Below are 20,045 nucleotides of genomic sequence, written 5' to 3' on the forward strand. Positions count from 1 at the left end.
CTGCAACTTGTCTTATAGAACGGCCAACACACGCCCCGGTGCGGCGGCGCGCCTTCGATACGCAACCGACTTCCATGCGGCCGCGTCGTCGCGCCGGAGATTGCGGCAGACTGCGTGGACGGTATGGCGAACGCTCCGGTCTCGGCGCCAATTAGATCGAAACAAGCAACAATTTAGTGCGATTTAGATGGTTTATTCCCATTAAGCGCGCGTTTTATAGTGAGCGTCGCCATCCACCACTCACTGCCCGCGATAGATGTCGGGCCATATGGAGAATGAATCGATGCCCCGTCAAATCCTGATCGCCGGCGCCTTGACCCTGGCGGCAACGGCCGCCTTCGCCGCCGAACCGCTGAAACTGTCCATCTACAACGCTGACGGCAATAGCTTCAACGTCAGCTCGGTGCTGGTTAGCGGCGAAAAAGACGCCATCCTGATCGACACCGGCTTCACCCGCGCCGACGCCCACCGCATCGCCGCCAAGGTGCTGGACAGCGGCAAGCGGCTGAAAACCATTTATATCAGCCAAGCCGATCCCGACTACTACTTCGGCGCCGCCGAACTGAAGAAAATCTTCCCGCAGGCCCAAGTGCTCAGCAACGGTCCGACCCTGGCCAAGATCAAGGCCAATATCCAGGGCAAGATCGCCTATTGGGGCCCGAAAATGGGCGCGAACGCGCCAAGCGCTGCGCTGCTGCCCGATGAACTGGAAGACAAACGCCTGGAACTGGAAGGCAAGGCGCTGGAAATCAAGGGCACGCGCGGCGTACTGGCCCACCGCGGCTATGTGTGGATTCCATCCATCCGCGCGATTGTCGGCAATGTCGGCGTCACCGCTCCCAGCATGCACGTCTGGACCGCGGACACCCAGAGCCGCACCGAACGCCAGGCCTGGATCAAGCAGCTGGATGAAATGGAAGCCCTGCAACCGGCGATCGTTGTACCCGGTCACATGCAAGCTGGCGATAAAACCGATCTGAGCGCCGTGCGCTTCACCCGCCAATACCTGCAGCGCTTCGAATTGAATCTGGCCAAGTCGGCCGATAGCGCCCAGTTGATCCAGGCGATGAAGCAAGCCTTCCCGCAAGCGGGTGAAGACATGTCGCTGGAGATCGGCGCCAAGGTCAATAAGGGCGAAATGAAATGGTAAGCGCCTCCACGATCCGGCTGCACTACTTTTACGATCCGCTGTGCGGCTGGTGCTACGGCGCTTCGCCGCTGCTGCTGGCGGCCGCGGCGCGGCCGGAAGTCGAACTGGCGCTGCACGGCGGCGGCATGCTGAGCGCGCCGCACAACCGCCGCGTGAACCTGGAGTGGCGCGGCTATGTGATGCCGCACGATCACCGCATCGCCGCCCTTAGCGGCCAGCCCTTCGGCGACGCCTACTTCGACGGCTTGCTGCGCAGCGACGCGCGCTTGGACTCGACGCCGCCCATCGCCGCCGTCCTGACCGCCCCGGAACTGGGCATCTCGCCACAAACCATGCTGGCCCGCGTACAAGCCGCTCATTATCTGCACGGCCTGGAGATTGCCAATGTCGCCGTGCTCACCCAACTAGCAGCCGAATTGGGCGTGTCCGCCGACCGCTTCGCCGACGCCTACGCCGGCGGTCTGGCGCGCAGTGTAGAGCATATAGACCACAGCCGCCGGCTGATGACCCGCCTGGGCTTGCGCGGCTTCCCGTCCGCGGCGCTGGAAGTGGACGGCCGCTTCCAAGCCCTGGATCTGGGCTCCTATCTGGGCAAGCCGGACATGTTCAGCCAGCACCTGGCGCAACTCGGCGCCGCCACCCTCTCAGGCTCGGCCGAGCTGCCGCCGATGTGCGGACTGGACGGCTGCTAAGCACCTGTTCAAAACCGCGCGCAGGGACGCGATCAGGTGAAAGCAAGCGCTGAAAAAGCGGCCTTGCTCATGGGACGCATGAGCATTCCGAATGCGGCGCACACCGAGTCGCGCTCTAGGCCGCGCAGCCTACCGTGAACGGCTTCCAAGGCCCCGCCCCCCGCCCTCCCCGCCAACGGCGGCCACGTCTGGACATGGCCGCCGTTCGTCTTCTCCGCCCGCGCGGCGCTTGATGACAAACAAATTCACGGGCGCTACAGTATTCGGACACATCAAAACAAATTCACTGTCTACAGCCATTGGCTGAAATAAGGGAAACGCGTCCGGATGAAAACCTTAGGCCCCCCACTATCCTTCGCCCTGCTCGCGCTCAGTGCCGCGGCAAGCGCCGCTCAAGACCCGTATCTATGGCTGGAGGAGATTCAAGGCAAAGAAGCGCTGGCCTGGGTTGGCCAGCAAAACGCGAGCACGCGCCAGGACCTCGGCCGGCAAGCCGACTATCCGACGCTACGCCGCGAACTGCTGACCATCCTGGACTCCAACGACCGCATCCCCTCCGTGGAGAAGATAGGCGGGCTCTACTACAACTTCTGGCGCGACAAAGACCACCCGCGCGGGCTGTGGCGACGCGCCACGCTGGACGAATACCGCAAGGCCGCGCCGCAATGGGAAACGGTGCTGGATCTGGATGGTCTGGCCAAAGACGAAGGGGAAAACTGGGTCTGGCAAGGAGCCGACTGCCTGCGCCCCAATCAAGAGCGCTGCCTACTGCGCCTGAGCCGCGGCGGCGGCGACGCCGCGGTGGTGCGCGAATTCGATCCGGCCGCCAAAGCCTTCGTCAAGGATGGCTTCCAGTTGCCGGAAGCCAAGAGCGAAGTCAGCTGGCAGGACCATGACTCCCTTTATGTAATGAGCGACTTCGGCCCTGGATCGCTGACTGACTCCGGCTACCCCCGCGTCGTCAAAACCTGGCGCCGTGGCCAGCCGCTGGCCCAGGCGCAAACCGTGTTCGAAGGCCGGCAAGCCGACGTCGCCGTGCACGCGGCCAGGATTGACGCCCAAGGCCGCCGCTACGACGTGATCACGCGCGCGCCCACCTTCTTCACCACGGAAACGCGCCTGCTGGTCGCCGGAGAATGGCGACGACTGGACAAGCCCGATCATGTCGGCGTCGACTTTTTCGACAACTGGCTGTTGCTGACGCCCAAGCAGGACTGGAAAATCGGCGCAAAAACCTGGCGAGGCGGCTCCCTGCTGGCCATCGATGTCGAAGCCTACCTGGCCGGGGCGCGTGACTTCACCCCTTTGTTCGAGCCCAGCGCCACCGTCTCGCTAGCGGAACAGACGTCCACCCGCGACAGCCTGCTGCTGACCACGCTGGACAATGTCGGCAGCCGCTTGTGGGAATGGAAGGTCGTGGCCGGTCAATGGCAATCCCGCACCGTGGATACCCCGAACTTCGGCAGCATCAGCGTGCGCGCGGTCGACCCTGATCGGGACAATCGCTACTTCTACAGCTTCACCGACTTTCTAACGCCGCCGACGCTGGCGCTGGCCGAGGCCGGCAGCGATCAACGCCAGACGCTGAAACAGCAACCCGGCTTTTTCGACGCCAGCCCTTACCGCATCCAGCAGTGGTTCGCCGCCTCTCGCGACGGCACTCGGGTGCCCTACTTCCTGGTCAGCCGCAAAGACGTCAAGCTGGACGGCGCCAACCCCACGCTCTTGTACGGCTACGGCGGTTTCGAAGTGTCGCTGACCCCGCGCTACAACGGCGCGCTGGGCAAAGCCTGGCTGGATCGCGGCGGCGTCTACGCGCTGGCCAATATCCGCGGAGGCGGCGAATACGGCCCGGCCTGGCACGAGGCGGCGCGCAAGCACTTGCGCCAGAACGCCTACGACGACTTCGCCGCCATCGCCGAGGACCTGGCAAAGCGCGGCGTGGCCGATGCCCGCCATCTGGGCATCAAAGGGGGCAGCAACGGCGGCCTGCTAATGGGGGTGATGCTCACCCAGCGCCCGGAGCTGTTCAACGCCGTGGTCTGCCAGGTGCCGCTGCTGGACATGCGCCGCTTCAACCGCTTGCTGGCCGGGGCCAGCTGGATGGACGAGTACGGCAACCCGGACCTGCCGGAAGACTGGGCCTATATCCGTCGTTATTCGCCCTATCAGAACCTGAAGCCAGACGCGCGCTACCCGGCTACCCTATTCATGACCTCGACGCTGGATGACCGGGTCCACCCCGGCCATGCCCGCAAGATGTTCGCGGCCATGCAGGCGATGGGCGCCCCGGTGCAGTATTTCGAACGCACCGAAGGCGGGCACGGCGCCGCCGCCAACCACCAACAAGAGGCCGATATCGCGGCGATGGAATACGCCTTCCTGTTGCGCCAACTGCGCTGACTCGCCCCGCCCGACAGGAGACGCGCCAACGATGCAATCCCTGGTTGAACGTTATAGCGCCGCCTACAGGCAATTCGGCATCGTCGGCATGCTGACGCAGCTCAGTCCGGATGTGGAGTTCAAGAATTACGCCAACAGCAAACGTCAGCCGGCGCCCGCATCCATTACCAGACCCTTTTGGCTCAGGTTCTGCCTACCGGCGGCAAGGCAGGGGACACGCTGGAATTGAGCGGACGCTCGGAGTTTCGCTTCGACAACGGCAAGATCAGCTATCTCGCAGGCGACAACTGATGCCGCGCGAGCAGGGCATCAAAACAAACCGCCTGCGGCCGAAACGGCGACAGGCGGTTTTGCATGGGATGCGCGATGTTCAATCATCGCTGGACTCGACCCAACTGGGGCTGCGCTTGGCGATGAAGGCGTTGACGCCCTCGATCTGCTCCGCGCCACCTATCAGCTGACGCACCGCGGCGCGCTCGCGCTCCAGATGCTGGGCCAGCGTCAGGTTGCCGCTCTCCTCGATCAGACGACGCGCCGCGGCCACCGCGCCCGGCGCTTGGTTCGCCACCTTGTTGGCCAGGCTGATCGCCACGATCTTGGCGAAGCCCTGATCCACCACCTCCTCGATCAGCCCTATGGTCAGGGCCTTCTCAGCCGTCACCACTTCGCCGCCCAAAATAATGCGCTTGGCCCAGGAGACACCCACCTTGTCCGCCAGCGTCTTGGTGCCGCCCGCCGCCGGAATGATGCCCACTTTGGCCTCCGGCAGCCCGAGCTTGGCTCCGCGCTCGGCCACCATGTAATCACAGCCCAACGCCAGTTCCAAACCACCGCCCAAAGCGTAGCCGTTGATCGCAGCCACGGTGACGCCGTGGTATTGCTGCAAACTGCGCAAAGCGCCGGCGAAGGCGTCGAATACCTTGTCGGCCTCGGCCGCATCGCCGGACGCGAACTGCTTCAAATCGGCGCCGGCGGAAAAAAACGCGTCGCCCGCCCCGGTCAGCACCACCGAACGCACAGCCGGATCCGCATCCAGCGACCGCATCGTCGTAGCCAGCTCATTCAGGCTCTCCGTGGTCAGCAGATTTGCCGGCGCGTTTTTGAGAGTCACGATCGCTGACTGGCCCAGCCGCTCAAGTGTCAGATACTTGGCCATATTTTCCTCACTCTATCCCCATGGATTACATCGCTTATGCATATGTTTTGACCAGGTCGAGCGCCTGGATCCTCAGCGGGGGACCCATTGCGCATAGGTCCGAAGCCAAAGCAGCATTCTCATTGCAAACTGACCTTTTGACCAGTAGTCGACCTGCAAGACCATCATTTTTTTTATAACTTTCTTTAAGGAGATGCCAAGTAAAATTTTGATAAAGGCAATAAATGCCAAAAGCAAATATGACTACCGCGCGCGCAAGCCAGGGACGCCACTCTGTTACCATAGAGCTTTCTGAGACAGGTTGCGGCATGATTGAAACGAGCGAGTGGATATTGTTTCTGGCGGGCTTGCTGGGCGGCGGCCACTGCATGGGCATGTGCGGCGGCATCGTCGCCGCTCTGACACTGAATCTGCCCCCCGAAACCGGCCGCTGGCGCATCATGCTGGCCTACAACCTGGGGCGCATCGGCAGCTACGCGCTGATAGGCGCGCTGCTGGGCGGCCTGGCCGCCACCAGCCTCGCCCTGCTTAACATCCGCGGCCTTCAACTGGCGTTGGCGCTGTTGGCCAACCTGATGCTGGTGGCCATGGGCCTCTACCTGGCCGGCTTGTCTGGAGCGGTCAATCTGATCGAGCGCTTGGGCGTGCCGATATGGCGACGCTTGCAGCCGCTGCTGGGGCGCCTGCTGCCGGTCCGCTCGCCGCAATCCGCCTTGCTGGCCGGCATGGTCTGGGGCTGGCTGCCCTGTGGCCTGGTTTACAGCGCCTCGCTGTCGGCGCTGGCCACCGGCAGCGCGTCCGGCGGCGCGCTGGCCATGCTGGCCTTCGGCCTCGGCACCTTGCCCAATCTCTTGCTGATGGGCGCCTTCGCCGACAGCCTGCGCCGCTGGATGCAACAACGACCAGTCCGCCTAACGGCGGGACTGGTCGTTGCTGGCATCGGCGCCTGGCAATTGCTGCGAGCGCTTATTTAAACGACTTCAGAATGGTGTCCACGTTGTAGCGGAACATCGCCAGATAGCTGGGCGCGGGGCCGGACGGACCTGACAGCGCGTCGGCATACAGCTTGCCGCCTATCGTCACCTTGGCCTCGCGCGACAACTGCTCCAACAGACGCTTATCGGTCATGTTCTCCATGAACACCGCCGACACTTTCTCCTGCCGCACCTGGCGTACCAGACGCGCCACCGCCTTGGCCGACGCCTCGGACTCGGTGCTCACTCCCTGAATGGCCAGCACTTGCAGTTGGTAACGCTCGCCCAGATAAGCAAAGGCGTCGTGCGAAGTCAGCATCTTGCGCTTGGCTGCCGGCACGGCGGCGAAGGCCTTGGCCGCCCAGGCGTCCATCTCCTTCACCTTGGCCGCGTAGTCGGCGGCACGGCGAGCGTATTCCTGCTTGCCGGCCGGATCCGCCTGGCTCAGGCCGGCTTCGATGTTGCGGATGTAAGTCAGCACGCGCTTGGGATCGTGCCAAGCATGCGGATCGATGGCTCCGTGGTCATGCCCGGCATGGCCGTGATCATGTCCATGGTGATCCTCGTCCTCCGCTTCGCGGGTCTTGATGCCCTTGCCCGCTTCCACTTGCACGCCTTTGAAATGAGCGGCCTTGCTCAGCCGCACCATCCAGCCCTCCATGCCCAGACCGTTGGTGACCAGCAGCTTGGCGCCGGCCACTTTCTTGACGTCGGCCGGCGACGGCTGGAACACGTGGGCGTCCTGGTCCGGTCCCACCAGCGAGGATACGTCGACGCGATCGCCGCCGATCTCCCGCGTCATATCGGCCATGATGCTGAAGCTGGCGACCACCGGCAGCTTGGCCCAGACGGTCAAGGGCAAGCCCAGCAACAACAGGGCCATGATTGATTTCTTCATCGGCGACTTCCTTATAAGGGTTCAGGATTCCAGATGCCGGGCGCGGATGTAGCGCGGCAAAGCCCCGCCCACCGGCGCCAACAGCAACGACAGCAGATAGACCAGGCCCGCCAGCAGAATGATGGCCGGCCCGGAGGGCAGTTCGAAATGGTAGGACAGCAAGAGGCCGCCCAAGCCCGCCAGGAAGGCGATGGCCACCGACAAGCCAAGCAAGGCTTCGATGCGCTCGGTCCACAAGCGGGCGGTGATCGCCGGCAGCATCATCAGGCCCACCGCCATCAAGGTGCCCAGCGCCTGGAAACCGGCCACCAGGTTCAGCACCACCAGCATCAGGAACAACATGTGCCACAAGCCACCACGCGCGCCCACGGCGCGCAAATAGACCGGATCCAGGCTTTCCAGCAGCAGGGGGCGGTAGATCAAGGCCAGCGCCAACAAGGTGAAGGATGCAACGCCGGCCACCAGGAACAGGGCCGCGTCGTCCACCGCCAGCACAGAGCCGAACAAGATGTGCATCAAGTCCACATTGCTGCCCCCTCGCGACACCAGCAATACGCCGATGGATAAGGACAGCAGGTAGAAGGCGGCGAAGCTGGCGTCTTCCTTGATGCTGGTAAAACGCGTGGCCAGACCGGCCAGCAGCGCCACCAGCACGCCGGCGAAGAAACCGCCCACGCTCATCGCCGGCAGGCTGAGGCCCGCCATCATGAAGCCCACCGCGGCGCCGGGCAGCACGGCGTGGCTCATCGCGTCGCCCATCAGGCTCATGCGCCGCATCACCAGAAACAGGCCGATCGGGCCGCTGCCCAAGGCCAGGGCCAGGCAACCGATCAGCGCCCGGCGCATGAAGGCGAACTCGGCGAACGGCGCCACCAGTAAATCGTATAAGTGCAACATCAGGCTTGCGCTCCATCCACTTCGCAGACCGCAGCCTGGGATTGCCAATGCGCGGCGGTGTCCACCGCGCGTTTCAGATTGGCGTCGCACAGCACCTCGGCGGTATCGCCCCAGGCCACCACTTCGCGCGCCAGCAACAAGGTGTGCGGAAAATAGGCCCGCACCTGCTCGTAATCGTGCAGCACCGCCACCACGGTACGGCCCTCTTCCCGCCAATGGCGCACCAGCTCCAGCAGATCGTAGGTGGTCTTGGCGTCCACCGCGTTAAACGGTTCGTCCAGCAAGATCAGGCGGGCGTCCTGCACCAGGATGCGGGCGAACAACACGCGCTGAAACTGGCCGCTGGACAGCGCCGAGATCGGCCGCAGCGCGAAGTCGGCCAGGCCCACCTGCTCCAAGGCCAGCAAGGCCTGATCGCGGCCGCGACGGCTAACGCCACCGAACACGCCGGTGTCGTGCCACAAGCCGGTGCACACCAGATCCAGCACGCTGACCGGCAAGGAGCGGTCGATCTCGGACTGCTGAGGCAGATAGGCGATGTCCCGGCGCCGGAAGCCGCCCAGCTGCACCGAGCCGGAGTCCGGCTTCAAAGCGCCTATCATGGCCTTGAGCAAGGTGCTCTTGCCGGCGCCGTTTGGTCCGAAAATCGCGGTAGCGTCCCCAGCGACGAAACTGCCGCTGACATGGTGCACCGCCGGATGGCGCTGATAAGAGACGGTCAGGTTCCGCAGACTGACGCTCATGCCGCCTCCCTCAAAGCCCAGATCACCAGGACCCACAAGACCGCCAGCGCGGCGCTGGCCAGCCCCAGCCGTTGCCAGGCCGACATCGCCAGAAGACTGAACGGCGCCTTGAAGTTGGCCGGCGTCAGATGCCGATGCGCATGGTCATGCTGATGTTTGGGCGTCATTCGAAGCACCTCCGCAACTTATCCTCGACCACGGCGGCGTCGAAATCCTCGGCAATCAGTTCAAAGCGGCTGTCGCGCCGCCAGGACACCTGGGCCGCGCCCCACTGCCCCGCCGCCCAGTTCAACCACACCCAGCTGTCCAGTACCTTGAACACGCCCTTGGCGCGCACTAGGCCCGGCACCAAGGCCGGCAGCTCATCAAAGAAGCGGGTCAGCCGCTCCCCGTCGAAAGCCAGCTCCGGCTCGAAAGTCCAGCCCATCGAGCGCCATTGGGCAGCGGCGTCGTCCGGCACCGCCGGACGGTAACGCGGCTTGGGCGCGGCGGCGGCGTCCAGCCAAGCCGGATCCAGCTCGCCGTTGCGCACTTCGCCCACCAGCGACTTGGGCGGAAACAAAGCCCCTGCCTGTTGACGAAAAGCCTCCATCGTCGGCACGTCGGCAGTGTCTATCTTGTTGGCCACCAGCACGTCGGCGATGGAAATCTGGTCCCGGTACAGCGGCTGGCGATGGTAATCCGGCAGAATGAACTGGCGGGGGTCCACCAGAGTGAGCACCACGCCTACCTCCAGCGCCTCACCCAAAGGCTTGGCGCGCAATTCGTCGATGACGCCCGCCGCGTGCGCCAGGCCGCTGGCCTCGATCAGCAGGCGGTCCGGGCGTTCGCGGCGCAACAGGGTCGCCACCGTGGCGGTCATCTGCGGACCGGCCACGCAGCACAGGCAGCCGCCGGCGATTTCCGCCACCGCCAGATCGTCCTGACTCAGGGCCGCGCCGTCTATGCCGACTTCGCCGAACTCGTTGACGATGATCGCCCACTTCTCATGCGCGGGACGATGCTCAATCAAATGGCGCAACGCCGTGGTCTTGCCCACCCCGAGAAAACCGGTGAACAAGTTGACTATGGTTTTTTTCATGTATCAGGGAATTCGTGGATTCAGGCGCTGCAGGACTGGCAACGCCCCGTCAACACCAGGTTTTGCGGGCACAGAGAAAAAGCCACCGCCTGCGCGGCCAAACGCAATGCGCTCAAGGCCGGCGCGGCATCGATCTCCTGTACCTGGCCGCAGTCGCCGCAAACCAGGATCAGCCCTTCATGCTGACATTCGAAGTGATCGCAGACGATGAAGCCGTTCAAGGCGTCCACCTTGTGCAGCAGGCCGTGTTCCACCAGGAAATCCAGCGCGCGATACACGGTGGGCGGCGCGGCGGCGCCGCGCTCCTGCTGCAGATCCGCCAGAACCTGATATGCCTTGACCACCCCGCTGTAACGCAGCACCAGTTCCAGCACCTGGCGGCGCAAGGCGGTCAGCTTGCTGCCGCGCCGTTCACAATGCCGCTCCGCAGCGGCCAGATAGGCTTGATGGTCCATTCCGGACACCCGCTTGTTTAATCAGGACTCAATGTTACTGTATAACATCTCAAATTCACAAGGATTAATCATTCATCGGTTTATCAGGCCCGCCAGTCATGATAGCTTTGTGCTCCATAATGTCCATGATAGGCTTATGGCTTACCACCCATCGCTCATATAAGGAAATGACATGAAAAAGCTGTTGATGCTCGCCTTTGCCGCCACTCTCGCCGGCCAGGCCTTTGCCGCCGATCCGATTGCTCAGCGCAAAGACGTCTTCAAGCAATACAAGCCGGTGGTTGGCGGCATGGGCAAGATGGTGAAGGGCGAAACACCCTATAACAAGGATGAGTTCGCCAAGCTGGCCGGCGAGCTGGAAGCTCTGTCCCAAAAACCGTGGCAGCATTTCCCGGCCGGCAGCGCTACCGGTAAGACCGACGCCAAGCCGGAAATCTGGAGCAAGCCCGCCGAATGGCAAAAAGCCATCGACAACCACAAAGCCGCCACAGCCAAACTGAAGCAAGTGGCCGCCGGCGGCGATCTGGGCGCAATCAAGGTGCAGTTCGGCGCCACCCAAAAGACCTGTAAGGCCTGTCACGACGCCTTCCGCAAGGACTAAGATCCTTCGCGTCGGCCCCTGCAGCCCGCACTCCAGCGGGCTGTTTGCTTGCCTATCCGCAGCCAGACCCCACCCCGAAGACCCCGGAATGAAAAAACTGCTGACTGTATTGCTGTTGGGCGCCATCGCGGCGCCGCTGGCGCTGGCCGACACGCCGGCCGAAACACGCACAAAATCCTTCAAGAAAATCTTACTGGCCTTCGAACCCATGGGCGCAGTGGTGCGCGGCCGCGACCCGTACCGGAAAGACGCCTTCATCCGCCAGGCGGACGCCTTGAGCCTGATCGCGGCCGAGCCGTTCAAGCATTTCCCCGCCAACAGCATCAGCGGCAAGAGCCGAGCCAAACCGGAAGTCTGGAGCCAGCCCGCCAAATTTCAGGCCGACAAGGACGCCTTCCTCAAATCCGTGGCCGATCTGGGACAGGCCGCCCGCGGCGGCGACCTCGACGCCATCAAGAAAAACTACGGCGCGGTGGCGCAAAGCTGCAAGTCCTGTCACGACGCCTTCCGCGGCCCGGAAAAATAAATCGCGGCCACAAAAAAGGGCGGTGTTGACCGCCCTTTTTCTTGCCTAGCAACACAACGCGGACTGCTCCCCGCGTCTTGCGCTTACAAACGCGTCAACAACACATAAACGCCGCCGCTGGACACCAGCAAGGCCACCAGCGCGATAACGGCGGGCGCGAACTCCAGACGCGGCACATCGCCGGCGATGGCTTTCTTGCCGGTAATCATCGCCTTCACCAGATTGTTCTTCTTGAACAAGCGGTAAGCGATGATGGCCAGCAAGTGCAGGCCGACCAGACCCAGAATCACATTGAAGAAGCCCTTGTGGAACGAGGTGGCGGCTTCGGCCGCATCGCCGCTCAGCAGCTTGGCCAGCGGGCCGTCGTACAGATAGCTGTCTACGTCGGCGGCGAACAGTCCGGTGCCCACCTGGGCCAGCAAGGCCAACAACATCGCCAACACCATCAGGCCGCCCAGCGGGTTGTGGCCCGGCTGCTCGTTCTCGGTCAACTCGCCGCGCAGATAGCGCACAATGCTGCGCGGCCCCTTGATGAAGTTGCCGAAACGCGCGGTCTGGCTTCCTATCACACCCCAGATCAAACGAAACAGCAACAGGCTGGCGAGGCCGGAGCCGCACCAGATATGGTACTGCAGCCAATCGCCGCCCTGCTCTCCGCTATACCACATGCCGCAGAACAGAATCACCAGCGCCCAGTGAAACAAGCGAGTGGGAACATCCCACACTTTTACCATTTGCGTCATCGCGCTTTCACTCCTTGTATCCAAAAATCCGCCCGCCCAAGCATTACCCGAGTTAGTGCATTGCAACATGATATTACCGTGCCGGACTGACAAACCCTAACTCAAATGGGGTTTTACCCGAATTCTACCGACAAAAAGGGGGCAAAAACCACCGGTTTTCGGTTAATATCCTTAATTGGGCTCGCTTGGCGAGCCCGGCTACGCCGCCCGCCAACGGGCGGCCTAACTTTTTGCGGCAGCGCCTTCATCCCGCCATTGCCGCGCATCACCTTGTTGGAGACCCGATAAATGAACCATGCCCCCCTGATTCAGGATCTACAGGCCCGCGGCCTGATTGCGCAAACCACGGACGCCGTTGCGCTGGAAGAACTTCTGAGCAAGGAGCAGGTAACCCTTTATTGCGGCTTCGATCCCACCGCCGACAGCCTGCACCTGGGCCACCTGGTGCCGGTGCTGATGCTGCGTCGCTTCCAGCAGGCCGGCCATCGCCCGGTGGCGCTGGTGGGCGGCGCCACCGGCATGATAGGCGATCCCAGCTTCAAAGCCGCCGAGCGCAAGCTGAACACCCCGGACGTGATCCAGAGCTGGGTGGATAAGATCCGTGGCCAAGTCGAACCCTTCCTCAGCTTCGAAGGCGACAACGCCGCCTTGATGGCCAATAACTACGACTGGTTCGGCCAAATGAACACGCTGGATTTCCTGCGCGACATCGGCAAGCACTTCTCGGTCAACGCGATGATCAAGAAGGAATCGGTGCAGCAGCGCCTCAACCGCGAAGACCAGGGTATTTCCTTCACCGAGTTCTCCTACAGCCTGTTGCAAGGCTATGACTTCTCCGAGCTGAACCGTCGCTTCGGCTGCAAGCTGCAGATCGGCGGCTCCGACCAGTGGGGCAACATCACCGCCGGCATCGACCTCACCCGCCGCCTGCAACAACAGCAGGTCTTCGGCCTGACCGTGCCGCTGGTGACAAAATCCGACGGCACCAAGTTCGGCAAGACCGAGTCCGGCGCCATCTGGCTGGACGCCAAAAAGACATCGCCGTACGCCTTCTATCAATTCTGGCTGGGCACCGCCGACGCCGACGTATACAAATTCCTGCGCTACTTCACCTTCCTGTCGCTGGAAGAAATCGCCGCGATCGAAGCCGCCGACCAGGCGCGCGACGGCAAGCCGGAAGCGCAGCGCATCCTGGGCGAACAGATGACGACCATGGTGCACGGCTCCGCCGCTCTGGAGGCGGCGCAGCGCATCTCTCAAAGCCTGTTCAACAACGACCTGAGCAGCCTCACCGCCGACGATTTCGCCCAACTGGCTCAGGACGGCCTGCCCAGCATCCGGCTGGAACGCGACGCCGACAGCCTGATCGACGCTCTGGCCGCCGGCGGCCTGGCCAAATCCAAGAGCGAGGCGCGCACCTTCATCCAGAGCGGTGCGGTCAGTGTCAACGGCGACAAAGCCGACAGCCTGGAGCAGCGCTTCAGCGACGCCGAACGCCTGTTTGGCCGCTACACCCTGCTCAAGCGCGGCAAGAAGAATTACGCGCTGGTGGAATGGCGCTGAGCGCAAGGCGCGCATAAGACCAAGCGGCCGTCACGGCCGCTTTTTTTATCGTCGGAACCTTATTTTTTCACCTCGAAAGCCTCCCCTGTCGCGAAAAAAGCGCCGCCGGCAATATAGTGCAAGCTGCGCTTGGCGTCGTCGTCGAAACGCCAATGGCCATCGGCGAACACCTCCGCGTCCGCCTCCGCCGCCACCACTTCCCCGATAAACAGATCATAGCGCTGCTGATTCAGCGGCTCGCTGATCACCTTGCACTCCAGATAGGCGATACAGCCGTCCACTCGCGGCGCGCCCACCCGCTGCGACGGAAGCCGGCTCAGGCCGCTGTGCGTAAACTTGTCCACTTGCCTGCCGTCAGTGCCGCCGGCGCGCAGCACCTCCGCAGCCTGAGCGCGGCAAGGCACGTTGAGCACAAACTCGCCAGACGCCTCGATCAGCTCCCGGGTGTGGGTCGCCTTGTCGATGACGACCGCCACCTTGGGCGGATCGAAATCCAGCGGCATCGCCCAGGCCGCCGCCATCACATTGCTACGCTCCCCCGCCGCGCTGGACACCAACACCGTAGGACCATGGTTCAATAAACGATAGGATTTCGCCAGATCGACTGCGAGCAAACGGGACATGGGCACACTCGAGAAAACACGAAGCGGCTATTCTAGCCGGAGATACCAATAGCTATCCGACGCGGATAAAAAAAGCCCGGCGCTCGCCGGGCGTACAGATTGCTAATTTCAACAAAGGAGAAGTCATCGAGATGACTATCCAGATATAGGACGCTTTATATTGCGTTGCAAGAATCCCGCAAAGCCTTCTCAAAACAGGAACATCGGCCCGCTGCCTAGCGGATTGCTCTTTCCTTCCAGGCCGATATACACGTTGCGGCCATAAAAGAAGGGCAAGCCCCAGTCAAAGTAGCTGCTAAGAAAGCCGCTGGCCGGCGCGCCCACCGCCGGAAGAGCGGAATAACCTTGCGACAACAGTGTCCCGGCATTGCCCAGATTGAAGGCCACGGCGCTGCTGTTGCCGCCGCCGCTCAAGCTGGCGTTGAGGTTGACTGTGCCGCCGGGGCAGAACCAAGTGCTGCTGCCCACCACGCAGGTGGCGATCGTGGCATCGGGGAAAAACAGCCCATTGGAACCGCTATCCAGAAAGCTGCTATAGCTGAGCGATTTATAGCTGGTCGTGATCGCGTCCACGCCATTGCCGTCCAGCGTGGTGGGGAAGGCCTTGGCCGAACCCAAAGCGTTGTTGCTCTGCGTGCCCACGCCGAAATACAACGTCCCGGCGGCGCTGGGCGCGCCGCTGATCGCCACTGCGGGCAATTGCAGCATCACGCCGTTATTGTCGCCGGCGAAACCCACCAGAGGATGGGACACCTGCAAGGACGCAGCCGCCTGGGCCTGCTGACAGGTCAGGGCGGTCGGGCAGGCGTAGTAATAACCGTTATTGCTAAAGTTGACGCAGTTGCTCCCGCAATCCTGCTGCCTCAGGCCGACGCCCAGAATACCGTTGGCTTTCAAAGCCGACAGGCTGCCCAAATTGTTCCCCACCCCGCTGCAGGCGGCCGGGATAAAACTGTAGGCCGGATCGCTGATGATCTGGACGGGCAAGGAAGAGGCCGTCTTGCCCGCCATTTTAACGTCGGCGTAGCGGACGCTGCCCCAGGTGAAGCCGCTGGCGAATTGCATGCACTCCGCCAATTGCCGGCTATTCGTCGTCACTCCGGGCAGACTGCCCAACGTCGATCCACCCACTGCGCTGGCCAACAAACGCAAACCGCTGGAGCCGGTATCCACCAGCACCCGGCTGATCGTCTGGCATTGGCTGCCGCCCGGCGCGCACACCGTCACCGAGACATAGGGCATATTGATCTGATAGACATTGGCCACCGGGCCTCCATCTATCGTCATCGTCACCGAATTGGCCGTCGACCCGCCGTTATCCGGCGGCGCAACGCTGCCGACACCGCCTCCTCCGCCTCCTCCGCACGCCGTCAATAGCAGCGCGCACGTCAGCCCCAGCCACAAGATAGCCTGTTTCATCTCGTCCCCGCCCGAATTATTTGAGTTGATCGATGTCGAGCCCCGCCGGCACCAGCGCGGGCACATAGGCCAGACCGAAAAAAGCGCGAGCGCGCCCGGCGGAGATCACCGTCAGCCCCGGCTTGCGTCCCTCCAAGCGATTAAGCCCCGCCTGATTGGACTGTTGAGAGGAAACATAGCTGGAAAAGTAGTCGCCAAGCAGCTGCCTCATATCCGGCAGCGACGCACCCTGCCACGCCACCGCGAACACCACGCCGTCCGCCTGCCGGGCGAACTCGCGAATAAGGCGGCCGGCCTCGTCCCGGCTCTGCGCCACGGAATAGAGCGCCGACGACGCAGCCTTCAAGGCCAGAGCTTGCGGAGCGACAACCGCGCGCCCCGCCGGCAAGGGCTGCCCCAAGGTGGCCAAGGCAGGGCCGGAGAACAGGCTGAGGCCAAGCAACAAGGCGCGCCCCGCCATAAAAGACGTCTGCATGAATACCCCCCATCAAATGGAAACTACAGCCGCCCCTGGATGCTTTGTCCGGGACTTCAGAATAGGCGCGGCGCCAACGCCGCCATCAAAATATAGCACCTAAGCATGAAAGAGCAGCCCGATCAAGCCGAGGAGAGGAATCGTCAAGAATAAAAAAGGGGGGCGAAAGCCCCCCAGCGTCCTCAAAATTCAACCAGCTGCCCGCCAGTCAAATCCTGGATTTCTCAATCAATACGCCAGCGAATCGTCATGCCGGGTCGCCACCAGCTTGCCCGCTCCCAAGGACAGCATCAGCAAGGCAACGCGCTCGTGGACGATCACCGTATGAGTATTGCCGGAAAACTGCATGTAACGGCGCAAGTCCTCCCGCACTTTGCGCGAGCCGGTCACGTCGATGATGATGTCGATACTGCTGCCCTGCTCGGCCAACTCGATAAAATTATCCGTGACGGAAATACCACGCTGCTGGGCCAGCAGAATGCCTGGCGAATCCAGGTTCAAGTCCGCCACGCCCACCATTCCGACAAACGGCGCGTCCAACAGCTGCCGCAACAGCGGCGTTCCGGTTTCACCCGCGCCTATCATGCCTACTTTGATCTGCTCCATGCGGCCACCCAAATATGACTATCAAATAAACACTGCACTGTAACAGCTTTAACCCTGGTCGCTATTTGAGCCAAATCAAGCGGAGCCGCGGGGGAGCCCCACAATGCAACAGGCCCGGACATTGCCGGGCCTGTGAACATGACGCTTCGGATGAACTCAATGCAGATTCTGCTGCGACAGAAAACGTAAATAACCAACGCCTTCCAACCAAAACCCGCCATCGGCCAGCGGCGTTGCCTCTTCTAGATCCGCCACGGTCAACACAAGCTCCTGACCATCCAGATTGGCTTCCAGCACCACATCATCGTCATCGGAAAACTCTTCGGAAGCCGTATGGAAATCCGGCTTCACGAACTGATTGTTAACCTGAATATAGTCGGACTCATTCAGCAGACGCAGGATGTTCATGGCGACCTCCTAATGATGCGGTGAGAGACAAGGTCCAACAAGACAGCAACCGCGTACTGGTTCCAGGCGTCGCGAGCGCTCCCCGCAACGTCTCAACGCCTACAACCAGCCGCGCTCGGCAAAGGATTCCGCCCGCGCGCCGGTCACAACGAAGTGATCCAGCAACCTTATATCGACCAACTGCAGCGCAGCTTTTAATGTATTAGTTAGAGAATGATCGGCGGCGGATGGTTCGCATACGCCGGATGGATGATTATGGGCAATGATCACCCCCGCCGCGTTATTGGCCAGGGCCCGCCGCACCAGTTCGCGGGGATAGACCCGGGTTTCGGTCAGGGTGCCTCGAAACAATTCTTCTACCGCTATCACACGATTCTGCACAGTCAAGAATACGGCGACGAACACCTCCACGTCCTTGCCCGCAATCGCTAGTCTCAGGAAGTCGCGCACCTGCCGCGGGTTGCGCAAGGCGTCCGTCAGGCTCATATCCTCCGCCAAAGCCCGCTGCGCCAGCTCCTTGCAAGCCATCAACTGCGCGTACTTGGCGGCGCCCAAACCTCGACGCGCCCGAAACTCGTCAAAACTGGCGTTGAGCAAACCAGACAGCGAGCCAAAGTCCAGCATCAACTGTCTGGCCATCTCCACCGCGCTCAGCCCTCGCATGCCGGTGCGCAGAAAAATGGCGAGCAATTCGGAGTCCGACAACGCGGCGGCTCCCTGGGCCAACAGCTTTTCACGGGGACGCTCGGCCTCCGGCCACTGGGCGATAGACATCTGCACGCTCCTCCTCTGGCTATAGCACTGTTTTCAGGGTCAGACCAAACGCGATGAACCATGACCTACCATATCATCGAAGCCGCATGCCGGCCAGCGCGCCCAGTCCGTGGAAATCCGCTAAAATTGGACATTTACCGCCTGTTGCGACAAGCCCATGACAAGCAAGAAAATTCTGCTAGGCATTACCGGCGGCGTCGCCGCCTACAAGGCGGCGGAGTTGACCCGCCTTCTCGTCAAAGCCGGCCACAACGTGGAAGTGGTGATGACGGAGTCGGCCACGCGCTTCGTGACCCCGGCCACATTCCAGGCCTTGTCCGGCCACGCGGTGTACACCGACCTCTGGGACGAGCGCCCCAGCAACGCGATGGCTCATATCGATCTATCGCGCCGCGCTGATGTTTTCCTGATTGCGCCGGCCACCGCCAATACCCTGTTCAAGCTGGCCAACGGCGCCTGCGACGACCTGCTCTCCACGCTGGCCGCCGCCCGCGCCTGTCCGCTGATCGTGGCGCCGGCGATGAACCGGCAAATGTGGGACAATCCGCCCAATCAGCGCAATATGGCGCAGCTGCGCGCCGACGGCGTCGCCGTTTTCGGGCCGGCCAACGGCGCCCAGGCCTGCGGCGAAACCGGCGAAGGCCGCATGCTGGAACCGGAGGAGATCGCGGAATTGCTGGAAGGGTTTTTCTGCGCCAAGGTGCTGGCCGGGAAGAAGGTGCTGCTCACCGCCGGCCCCAGCTACGAGGCCATAGACACGGTGCGCGGCATCACCAACATCAGCTCAGGCAAGATGGGCTACGCGCTGGCGCGCGCCTGCCGCGACGCCGGCGCCGAAGTCACCCTGATCTCCGGCCCCACCGGCATGGAGGCCCCGCTGGGCATGCGTCGCGTGGACGCGGCCAGCGCCCGGCAAATGCACGATGCGGTCATGACCGAAGTGGGCCAAAGCGATATTTTCATTTCCGTCGCAGCAGTGGCCGATTACCGGGTCAAGAACCCGTCCGCCCACAAGATCAAGAAAGGCGCCACGCCACCTAGTCTGGAACTGGAGGAAAATCCGGACATTCTCGCCGCTGTCGCCTCCCTTCCCGCCGCCCCGTTCTGTGTTGGTTTCGCGGCGGAAAGCCAAAACCTGCTGGAGTTCGCCGAAGCCAAGCGCCAGCGCAAGAAATTGCCGCTACTGGTAGCCAACCTGGCGCAGCAGGCCATGGGCGCCGACGACAATCAGGTGGTGCTGCTGGACCGCGACGGCTCCCACCCCCTGCCCAGCATGCCCAAGCCGGACGTGGCCAAGGCCATTGTCCAACATCTGGCCAAGCTGTTGCCGCAAAACCGATAAGCAATCGATACCGCGGCTGCCTCGCGCAGCCGACACGAAAGGACTCTCATGAAAAAACCCATCATCGACGTCAAGATTTTGGACCCGCGTCTGAAACAAAACCTGCCCAACTACGCGACCCCGGGTTCCGCCGGACTCGACTTGCGCGCAGCCATCGAGCAGGACATCACCATCGCCCCGGGCGAAACCCAGTTGATCCCCACCGGCATGGCCATCCATATCGCCAACCCCAACCTGGCCGCCATGCTGCTGCCGCGCTCCGGCCTTGGTCACAAACACGGCATCGTGTTGGGCAATCTGGTGGGCCTGATCGATTCCGATTACCAGGGACAGTTGTTCGTGTCGGTGTGGAACCGCGGCCATGAGCCGTTCCGGCTGACTCCTCTGGAGCGCATCGCGCAGATGATCATCGTGCCCATCGTTCAGGTAGGTTTCAATATCGTCGACGACTTCGAAAGCTCGGAGCGCGGTGACGGCGGCTTCGGCAGCACCGGACGCAACTGAGGCCGGCCGCCT

23 protein-coding genes are annotated in these 20,045 nt (G+C 62.4%); 9 read left to right on the forward strand and 14 right to left on the reverse strand.

Annotated features, from left to right (window positions below):
• Window positions 1–283 precede the first annotated feature (283 nt).
• The 3 genes from HA052_RS12425 to HA052_RS12435 all read left to right on the forward strand — a co-directional run bounded on the left by HA052_RS12425 (window position 284) and on the right by HA052_RS12435 (window position 4,245).
• Entirely contained in the window at window positions 284–1,150 is an 867-nt protein-coding gene (locus HA052_RS12425) for an MBL fold metallo-hydrolase (protein WP_166452163.1), read from the forward strand.
• On the forward strand, window positions 1,144–1,842 hold the full coding sequence (locus HA052_RS12430) for a DsbA family protein (RefSeq protein WP_166452164.1): 699 nt from the start codon (window positions 1,144–1,146) through the stop codon (window positions 1,840–1,842). The genes HA052_RS12425 and HA052_RS12430 overlap by 7 nt, the downstream gene beginning before the upstream one ends.
• A 327-nt stretch (window positions 1,843–2,169) precedes the next feature.
• Window positions 2,170–4,245, forward strand: coding sequence for a prolyl oligopeptidase family serine peptidase (locus HA052_RS12435; RefSeq protein ID WP_166452165.1), 2,076 nt, complete (start codon window positions 2,170–2,172; stop codon window positions 4,243–4,245).
• A 370-nt stretch (window positions 4,246–4,615) separates the two neighbouring features.
• Here the strand turns inward: HA052_RS12435 and HA052_RS12445 are convergent, their stop codons facing one another.
• Complete coding sequence (locus HA052_RS12445) at window positions 4,616–5,401, reverse strand: enoyl-CoA hydratase (protein ID WP_081550036.1); 786 nt, start codon at window positions 5,399–5,401, stop codon at window positions 4,616–4,618.
• A gap of 308 nt (window positions 5,402–5,709) precedes the next feature.
• Here HA052_RS12445 and HA052_RS12450 point away from each other — a divergent pair, with 308 nt between their 5' ends.
• Window positions 5,710–6,375, forward strand: coding sequence for a sulfite exporter TauE/SafE family protein (locus HA052_RS12450; RefSeq protein ID WP_166452166.1), 666 nt, complete (start codon window positions 5,710–5,712; stop codon window positions 6,373–6,375).
• Here the strand turns inward: HA052_RS12450 and HA052_RS12455 are convergent.
• From HA052_RS12455 to HA052_RS12480, 6 genes are read right to left on the reverse strand one after another with little or no spacing between them, the layout of a single operon-like run.
• Window positions 6,368–7,273 carry a metal ABC transporter solute-binding protein, Zn/Mn family gene (locus tag HA052_RS12455; protein WP_166452167.1) on the reverse strand — a complete coding sequence of 302 codons (906 nt, stop codon included), beginning with the start codon at window positions 7,271–7,273 and terminating at the stop codon, window positions 6,368–6,370. The two genes, HA052_RS12450 and HA052_RS12455, sit on opposite strands and share 8 nt — an antisense overlap.
• A gap of 21 nt (window positions 7,274–7,294) precedes the next feature.
• On the reverse strand, window positions 7,295–8,167 hold the full coding sequence (locus HA052_RS12460; protein ID WP_176219620.1) for a metal ABC transporter permease: 873 nt from the start codon (window positions 8,165–8,167) through the stop codon (window positions 7,295–7,297).
• A 2-nt stretch (window positions 8,168–8,169) separates the two neighbouring features.
• Window positions 8,170–8,913: a metal ABC transporter ATP-binding protein gene (locus HA052_RS12465; RefSeq protein ID WP_081550044.1), complete on the reverse strand. Its 744-nt coding sequence runs from the start codon at window positions 8,911–8,913 to the stop codon at window positions 8,170–8,172.
• Window positions 8,910–9,080: a hypothetical protein gene (locus tag HA052_RS12470; RefSeq protein WP_166452104.1), complete on the reverse strand. Its 171-nt coding sequence runs from the start codon at window positions 9,078–9,080 to the stop codon at window positions 8,910–8,912. Before HA052_RS12470 ends, HA052_RS12465 begins: the two co-directional genes overlap by 4 nt.
• Window positions 9,077–9,994, reverse strand: coding sequence for a CobW family GTP-binding protein (locus tag HA052_RS12475; protein ID WP_166452168.1), 918 nt, complete (start codon window positions 9,992–9,994; stop codon window positions 9,077–9,079). Before HA052_RS12475 ends, HA052_RS12470 begins: the two co-directional genes overlap by 4 nt.
• A gap of 20 nt (window positions 9,995–10,014) precedes the next feature.
• Window positions 10,015–10,449 carry a Fur family transcriptional regulator gene (locus HA052_RS12480; protein WP_081550048.1) on the reverse strand — a complete coding sequence of 145 codons (435 nt, stop codon included), beginning with the start codon at window positions 10,447–10,449 and terminating at the stop codon, window positions 10,015–10,017.
• A gap of 172 nt (window positions 10,450–10,621) precedes the next feature.
• Between HA052_RS12480 and HA052_RS12485 the strand changes: the two genes are divergently transcribed.
• Window positions 10,622–11,050, forward strand: coding sequence for a c-type cytochrome (locus tag HA052_RS12485; protein WP_166452169.1), 429 nt, complete (start codon window positions 10,622–10,624; stop codon window positions 11,048–11,050).
• A gap of 88 nt (window positions 11,051–11,138) precedes the next feature.
• Entirely contained in the window at window positions 11,139–11,576 is a 438-nt protein-coding gene (locus HA052_RS12490) for a c-type cytochrome (RefSeq protein WP_166452170.1), read from the forward strand.
• An 83-nt stretch (window positions 11,577–11,659) separates the two neighbouring features.
• On the opposite strand, the gene HA052_RS12495 is transcribed toward HA052_RS12490, so the two are convergent.
• The gene (locus tag HA052_RS12495) at window positions 11,660–12,319 is read right to left on the reverse strand and encodes a cytochrome b/b6 domain-containing protein (RefSeq protein ID WP_166452171.1); all 660 of its coding nucleotides are present in this window, start codon (window positions 12,317–12,319) and stop codon (window positions 11,660–11,662) included.
• A gap of 288 nt (window positions 12,320–12,607) precedes the next feature.
• Here HA052_RS12495 and tyrS point away from each other — a divergent pair, with 288 nt between their 5' ends.
• Window positions 12,608–13,882 (forward strand): tyrosine--tRNA ligase, encoded by a 1,275-nt coding sequence (tyrS, locus tag HA052_RS12500; RefSeq protein WP_166452172.1) that lies wholly within the window; start codon window positions 12,608–12,610, stop codon window positions 13,880–13,882.
• A gap of 59 nt (window positions 13,883–13,941) precedes the next feature.
• On the opposite strand, the gene HA052_RS12505 is transcribed toward tyrS, so the two are convergent.
• The 6 genes from HA052_RS12505 to radC form a co-directional block, all read right to left on the reverse strand.
• A complete protein-coding gene (locus HA052_RS12505) occupies window positions 13,942–14,505 on the reverse strand; it encodes a flavin reductase family protein (protein WP_166452173.1) in 564 nt (187 codons plus the stop codon).
• A 189-nt stretch (window positions 14,506–14,694) separates the two neighbouring features.
• Complete coding sequence (locus HA052_RS12510; protein ID WP_166452174.1) at window positions 14,695–15,924, reverse strand: DUF3443 domain-containing protein; 1,230 nt, start codon at window positions 15,922–15,924, stop codon at window positions 14,695–14,697.
• 16 nt (window positions 15,925–15,940) lie between these two features.
• Window positions 15,941–16,399 (reverse strand): DUF2844 domain-containing protein, encoded by a 459-nt coding sequence (locus HA052_RS12515; RefSeq protein WP_166452175.1) that lies wholly within the window; start codon window positions 16,397–16,399, stop codon window positions 15,941–15,943.
• Window positions 16,400–16,627: 228 nt separating this feature from the next.
• The gene (locus tag HA052_RS12520) at window positions 16,628–17,005 is read right to left on the reverse strand and encodes an oxidoreductase (protein ID WP_081550056.1); all 378 of its coding nucleotides are present in this window, start codon (window positions 17,003–17,005) and stop codon (window positions 16,628–16,630) included.
• 156 nt (window positions 17,006–17,161) lie between these two features.
• Window positions 17,162–17,413, reverse strand: a complete 252-nt coding sequence (locus HA052_RS12525; protein ID WP_019101157.1) for a hypothetical protein — start codon at window positions 17,411–17,413, stop codon at window positions 17,162–17,164.
• A 99-nt stretch (window positions 17,414–17,512) separates the two neighbouring features.
• A complete protein-coding gene (gene radC / locus HA052_RS12530; RefSeq protein ID WP_166452176.1) occupies window positions 17,513–18,187 on the reverse strand; it encodes a RadC family protein in 675 nt (224 codons plus the stop codon).
• Between the two features lie 157 nt (window positions 18,188–18,344).
• Between radC and coaBC the strand changes: the two genes are divergently transcribed.
• Window positions 18,345–19,529: a bifunctional phosphopantothenoylcysteine decarboxylase/phosphopantothenate--cysteine ligase CoaBC gene (gene coaBC / locus HA052_RS12535; protein WP_166452177.1), complete on the forward strand. Its 1,185-nt coding sequence runs from the start codon at window positions 18,345–18,347 to the stop codon at window positions 19,527–19,529.
• Window positions 19,530–19,577: 48 nt separating this feature from the next.
• A complete protein-coding gene (gene dut, locus HA052_RS12540; protein ID WP_081550062.1) occupies window positions 19,578–20,033 on the forward strand; it encodes a dUTP diphosphatase in 456 nt (151 codons plus the stop codon).
• Window positions 20,034–20,045 lie beyond the last annotated feature (12 nt).

The sequence above is a fragment of the Chromobacterium fluminis genome (assembly GCF_011602385.1).
GTDB lineage: Bacteria > Pseudomonadota > Gammaproteobacteria > Burkholderiales > Chromobacteriaceae > Chromobacterium > Chromobacterium fluminis.

Bases quoted from the DNA above. Each gene is read 5' to 3' on its own strand.
- HA052_RS12510 (WP_166452174.1), bottom strand. From the start codon at position 15,924: ATGAAACAGGCTATCTTGTGGCTGGGGCTGACGTGCGCGCTGCTATTG.
- HA052_RS12485 (WP_166452169.1), top strand. From the start codon at position 10,622: ATGAAAAAGCTGTTGATGCTCGCCTTTGCCGCCACTCTCGCCGGCCAG.
- coaBC (WP_166452177.1), top strand. From the start codon at position 18,345: ATGACAAGCAAGAAAATTCTGCTAGGCATTACCGGCGGCGTCGCCGCC.
- HA052_RS12455 (WP_166452167.1), bottom strand. From the start codon at position 7,273: ATGAAGAAATCAATCATGGCCCTGTTGTTGCTGGGCTTGCCCTTGACC.
- HA052_RS12445 (WP_081550036.1), bottom strand. From the start codon at position 5,401: ATGGCCAAGTATCTGACACTTGAGCGGCTGGGCCAGTCAGCGATCGTG.
- HA052_RS12435 (WP_166452165.1), top strand. From the start codon at position 2,170: ATGAAAACCTTAGGCCCCCCACTATCCTTCGCCCTGCTCGCGCTCAGT.
- radC (WP_166452176.1), bottom strand. From the start codon at position 18,187: ATGTCTATCGCCCAGTGGCCGGAGGCCGAGCGTCCCCGTGAAAAGCTG.
- HA052_RS12450 (WP_166452166.1), top strand. From the start codon at position 5,710: ATGATTGAAACGAGCGAGTGGATATTGTTTCTGGCGGGCTTGCTGGGC.
- HA052_RS12520 (WP_081550056.1), bottom strand. From the start codon at position 17,005: ATGGAGCAGATCAAAGTAGGCATGATAGGCGCGGGTGAAACCGGAACG.
- dut (WP_081550062.1), top strand. From the start codon at position 19,578: ATGAAAAAACCCATCATCGACGTCAAGATTTTGGACCCGCGTCTGAAA.
- HA052_RS12480 (WP_081550048.1), bottom strand. From the start codon at position 10,449: ATGGACCATCAAGCCTATCTGGCCGCTGCGGAGCGGCATTGTGAACGG.
- HA052_RS12490 (WP_166452170.1), top strand. From the start codon at position 11,139: ATGAAAAAACTGCTGACTGTATTGCTGTTGGGCGCCATCGCGGCGCCG.
- HA052_RS12505 (WP_166452173.1), bottom strand. From the start codon at position 14,505: ATGTCCCGTTTGCTCGCAGTCGATCTGGCGAAATCCTATCGTTTATTG.
- HA052_RS12525 (WP_019101157.1), bottom strand. From the start codon at position 17,413: ATGAACATCCTGCGTCTGCTGAATGAGTCCGACTATATTCAGGTTAAC.
- HA052_RS12495 (WP_166452171.1), bottom strand. From the start codon at position 12,319: ATGACGCAAATGGTAAAAGTGTGGGATGTTCCCACTCGCTTGTTTCAC.
- HA052_RS12425 (WP_166452163.1), top strand. From the start codon at position 284: ATGCCCCGTCAAATCCTGATCGCCGGCGCCTTGACCCTGGCGGCAACG.
- HA052_RS12465 (WP_081550044.1), bottom strand. From the start codon at position 8,913: ATGAGCGTCAGTCTGCGGAACCTGACCGTCTCTTATCAGCGCCATCCG.
- HA052_RS12515 (WP_166452175.1), bottom strand. From the start codon at position 16,399: ATGCAGACGTCTTTTATGGCGGGGCGCGCCTTGTTGCTTGGCCTCAGC.
- HA052_RS12475 (WP_166452168.1), bottom strand. From the start codon at position 9,994: ATGAAAAAAACCATAGTCAACTTGTTCACCGGTTTTCTCGGGGTGGGC.
- HA052_RS12470 (WP_166452104.1), bottom strand. From the start codon at position 9,080: ATGACGCCCAAACATCAGCATGACCATGCGCATCGGCATCTGACGCCG.
- HA052_RS12430 (WP_166452164.1), top strand. From the start codon at position 1,144: ATGGTAAGCGCCTCCACGATCCGGCTGCACTACTTTTACGATCCGCTG.
- tyrS (WP_166452172.1), top strand. From the start codon at position 12,608: ATGAACCATGCCCCCCTGATTCAGGATCTACAGGCCCGCGGCCTGATT.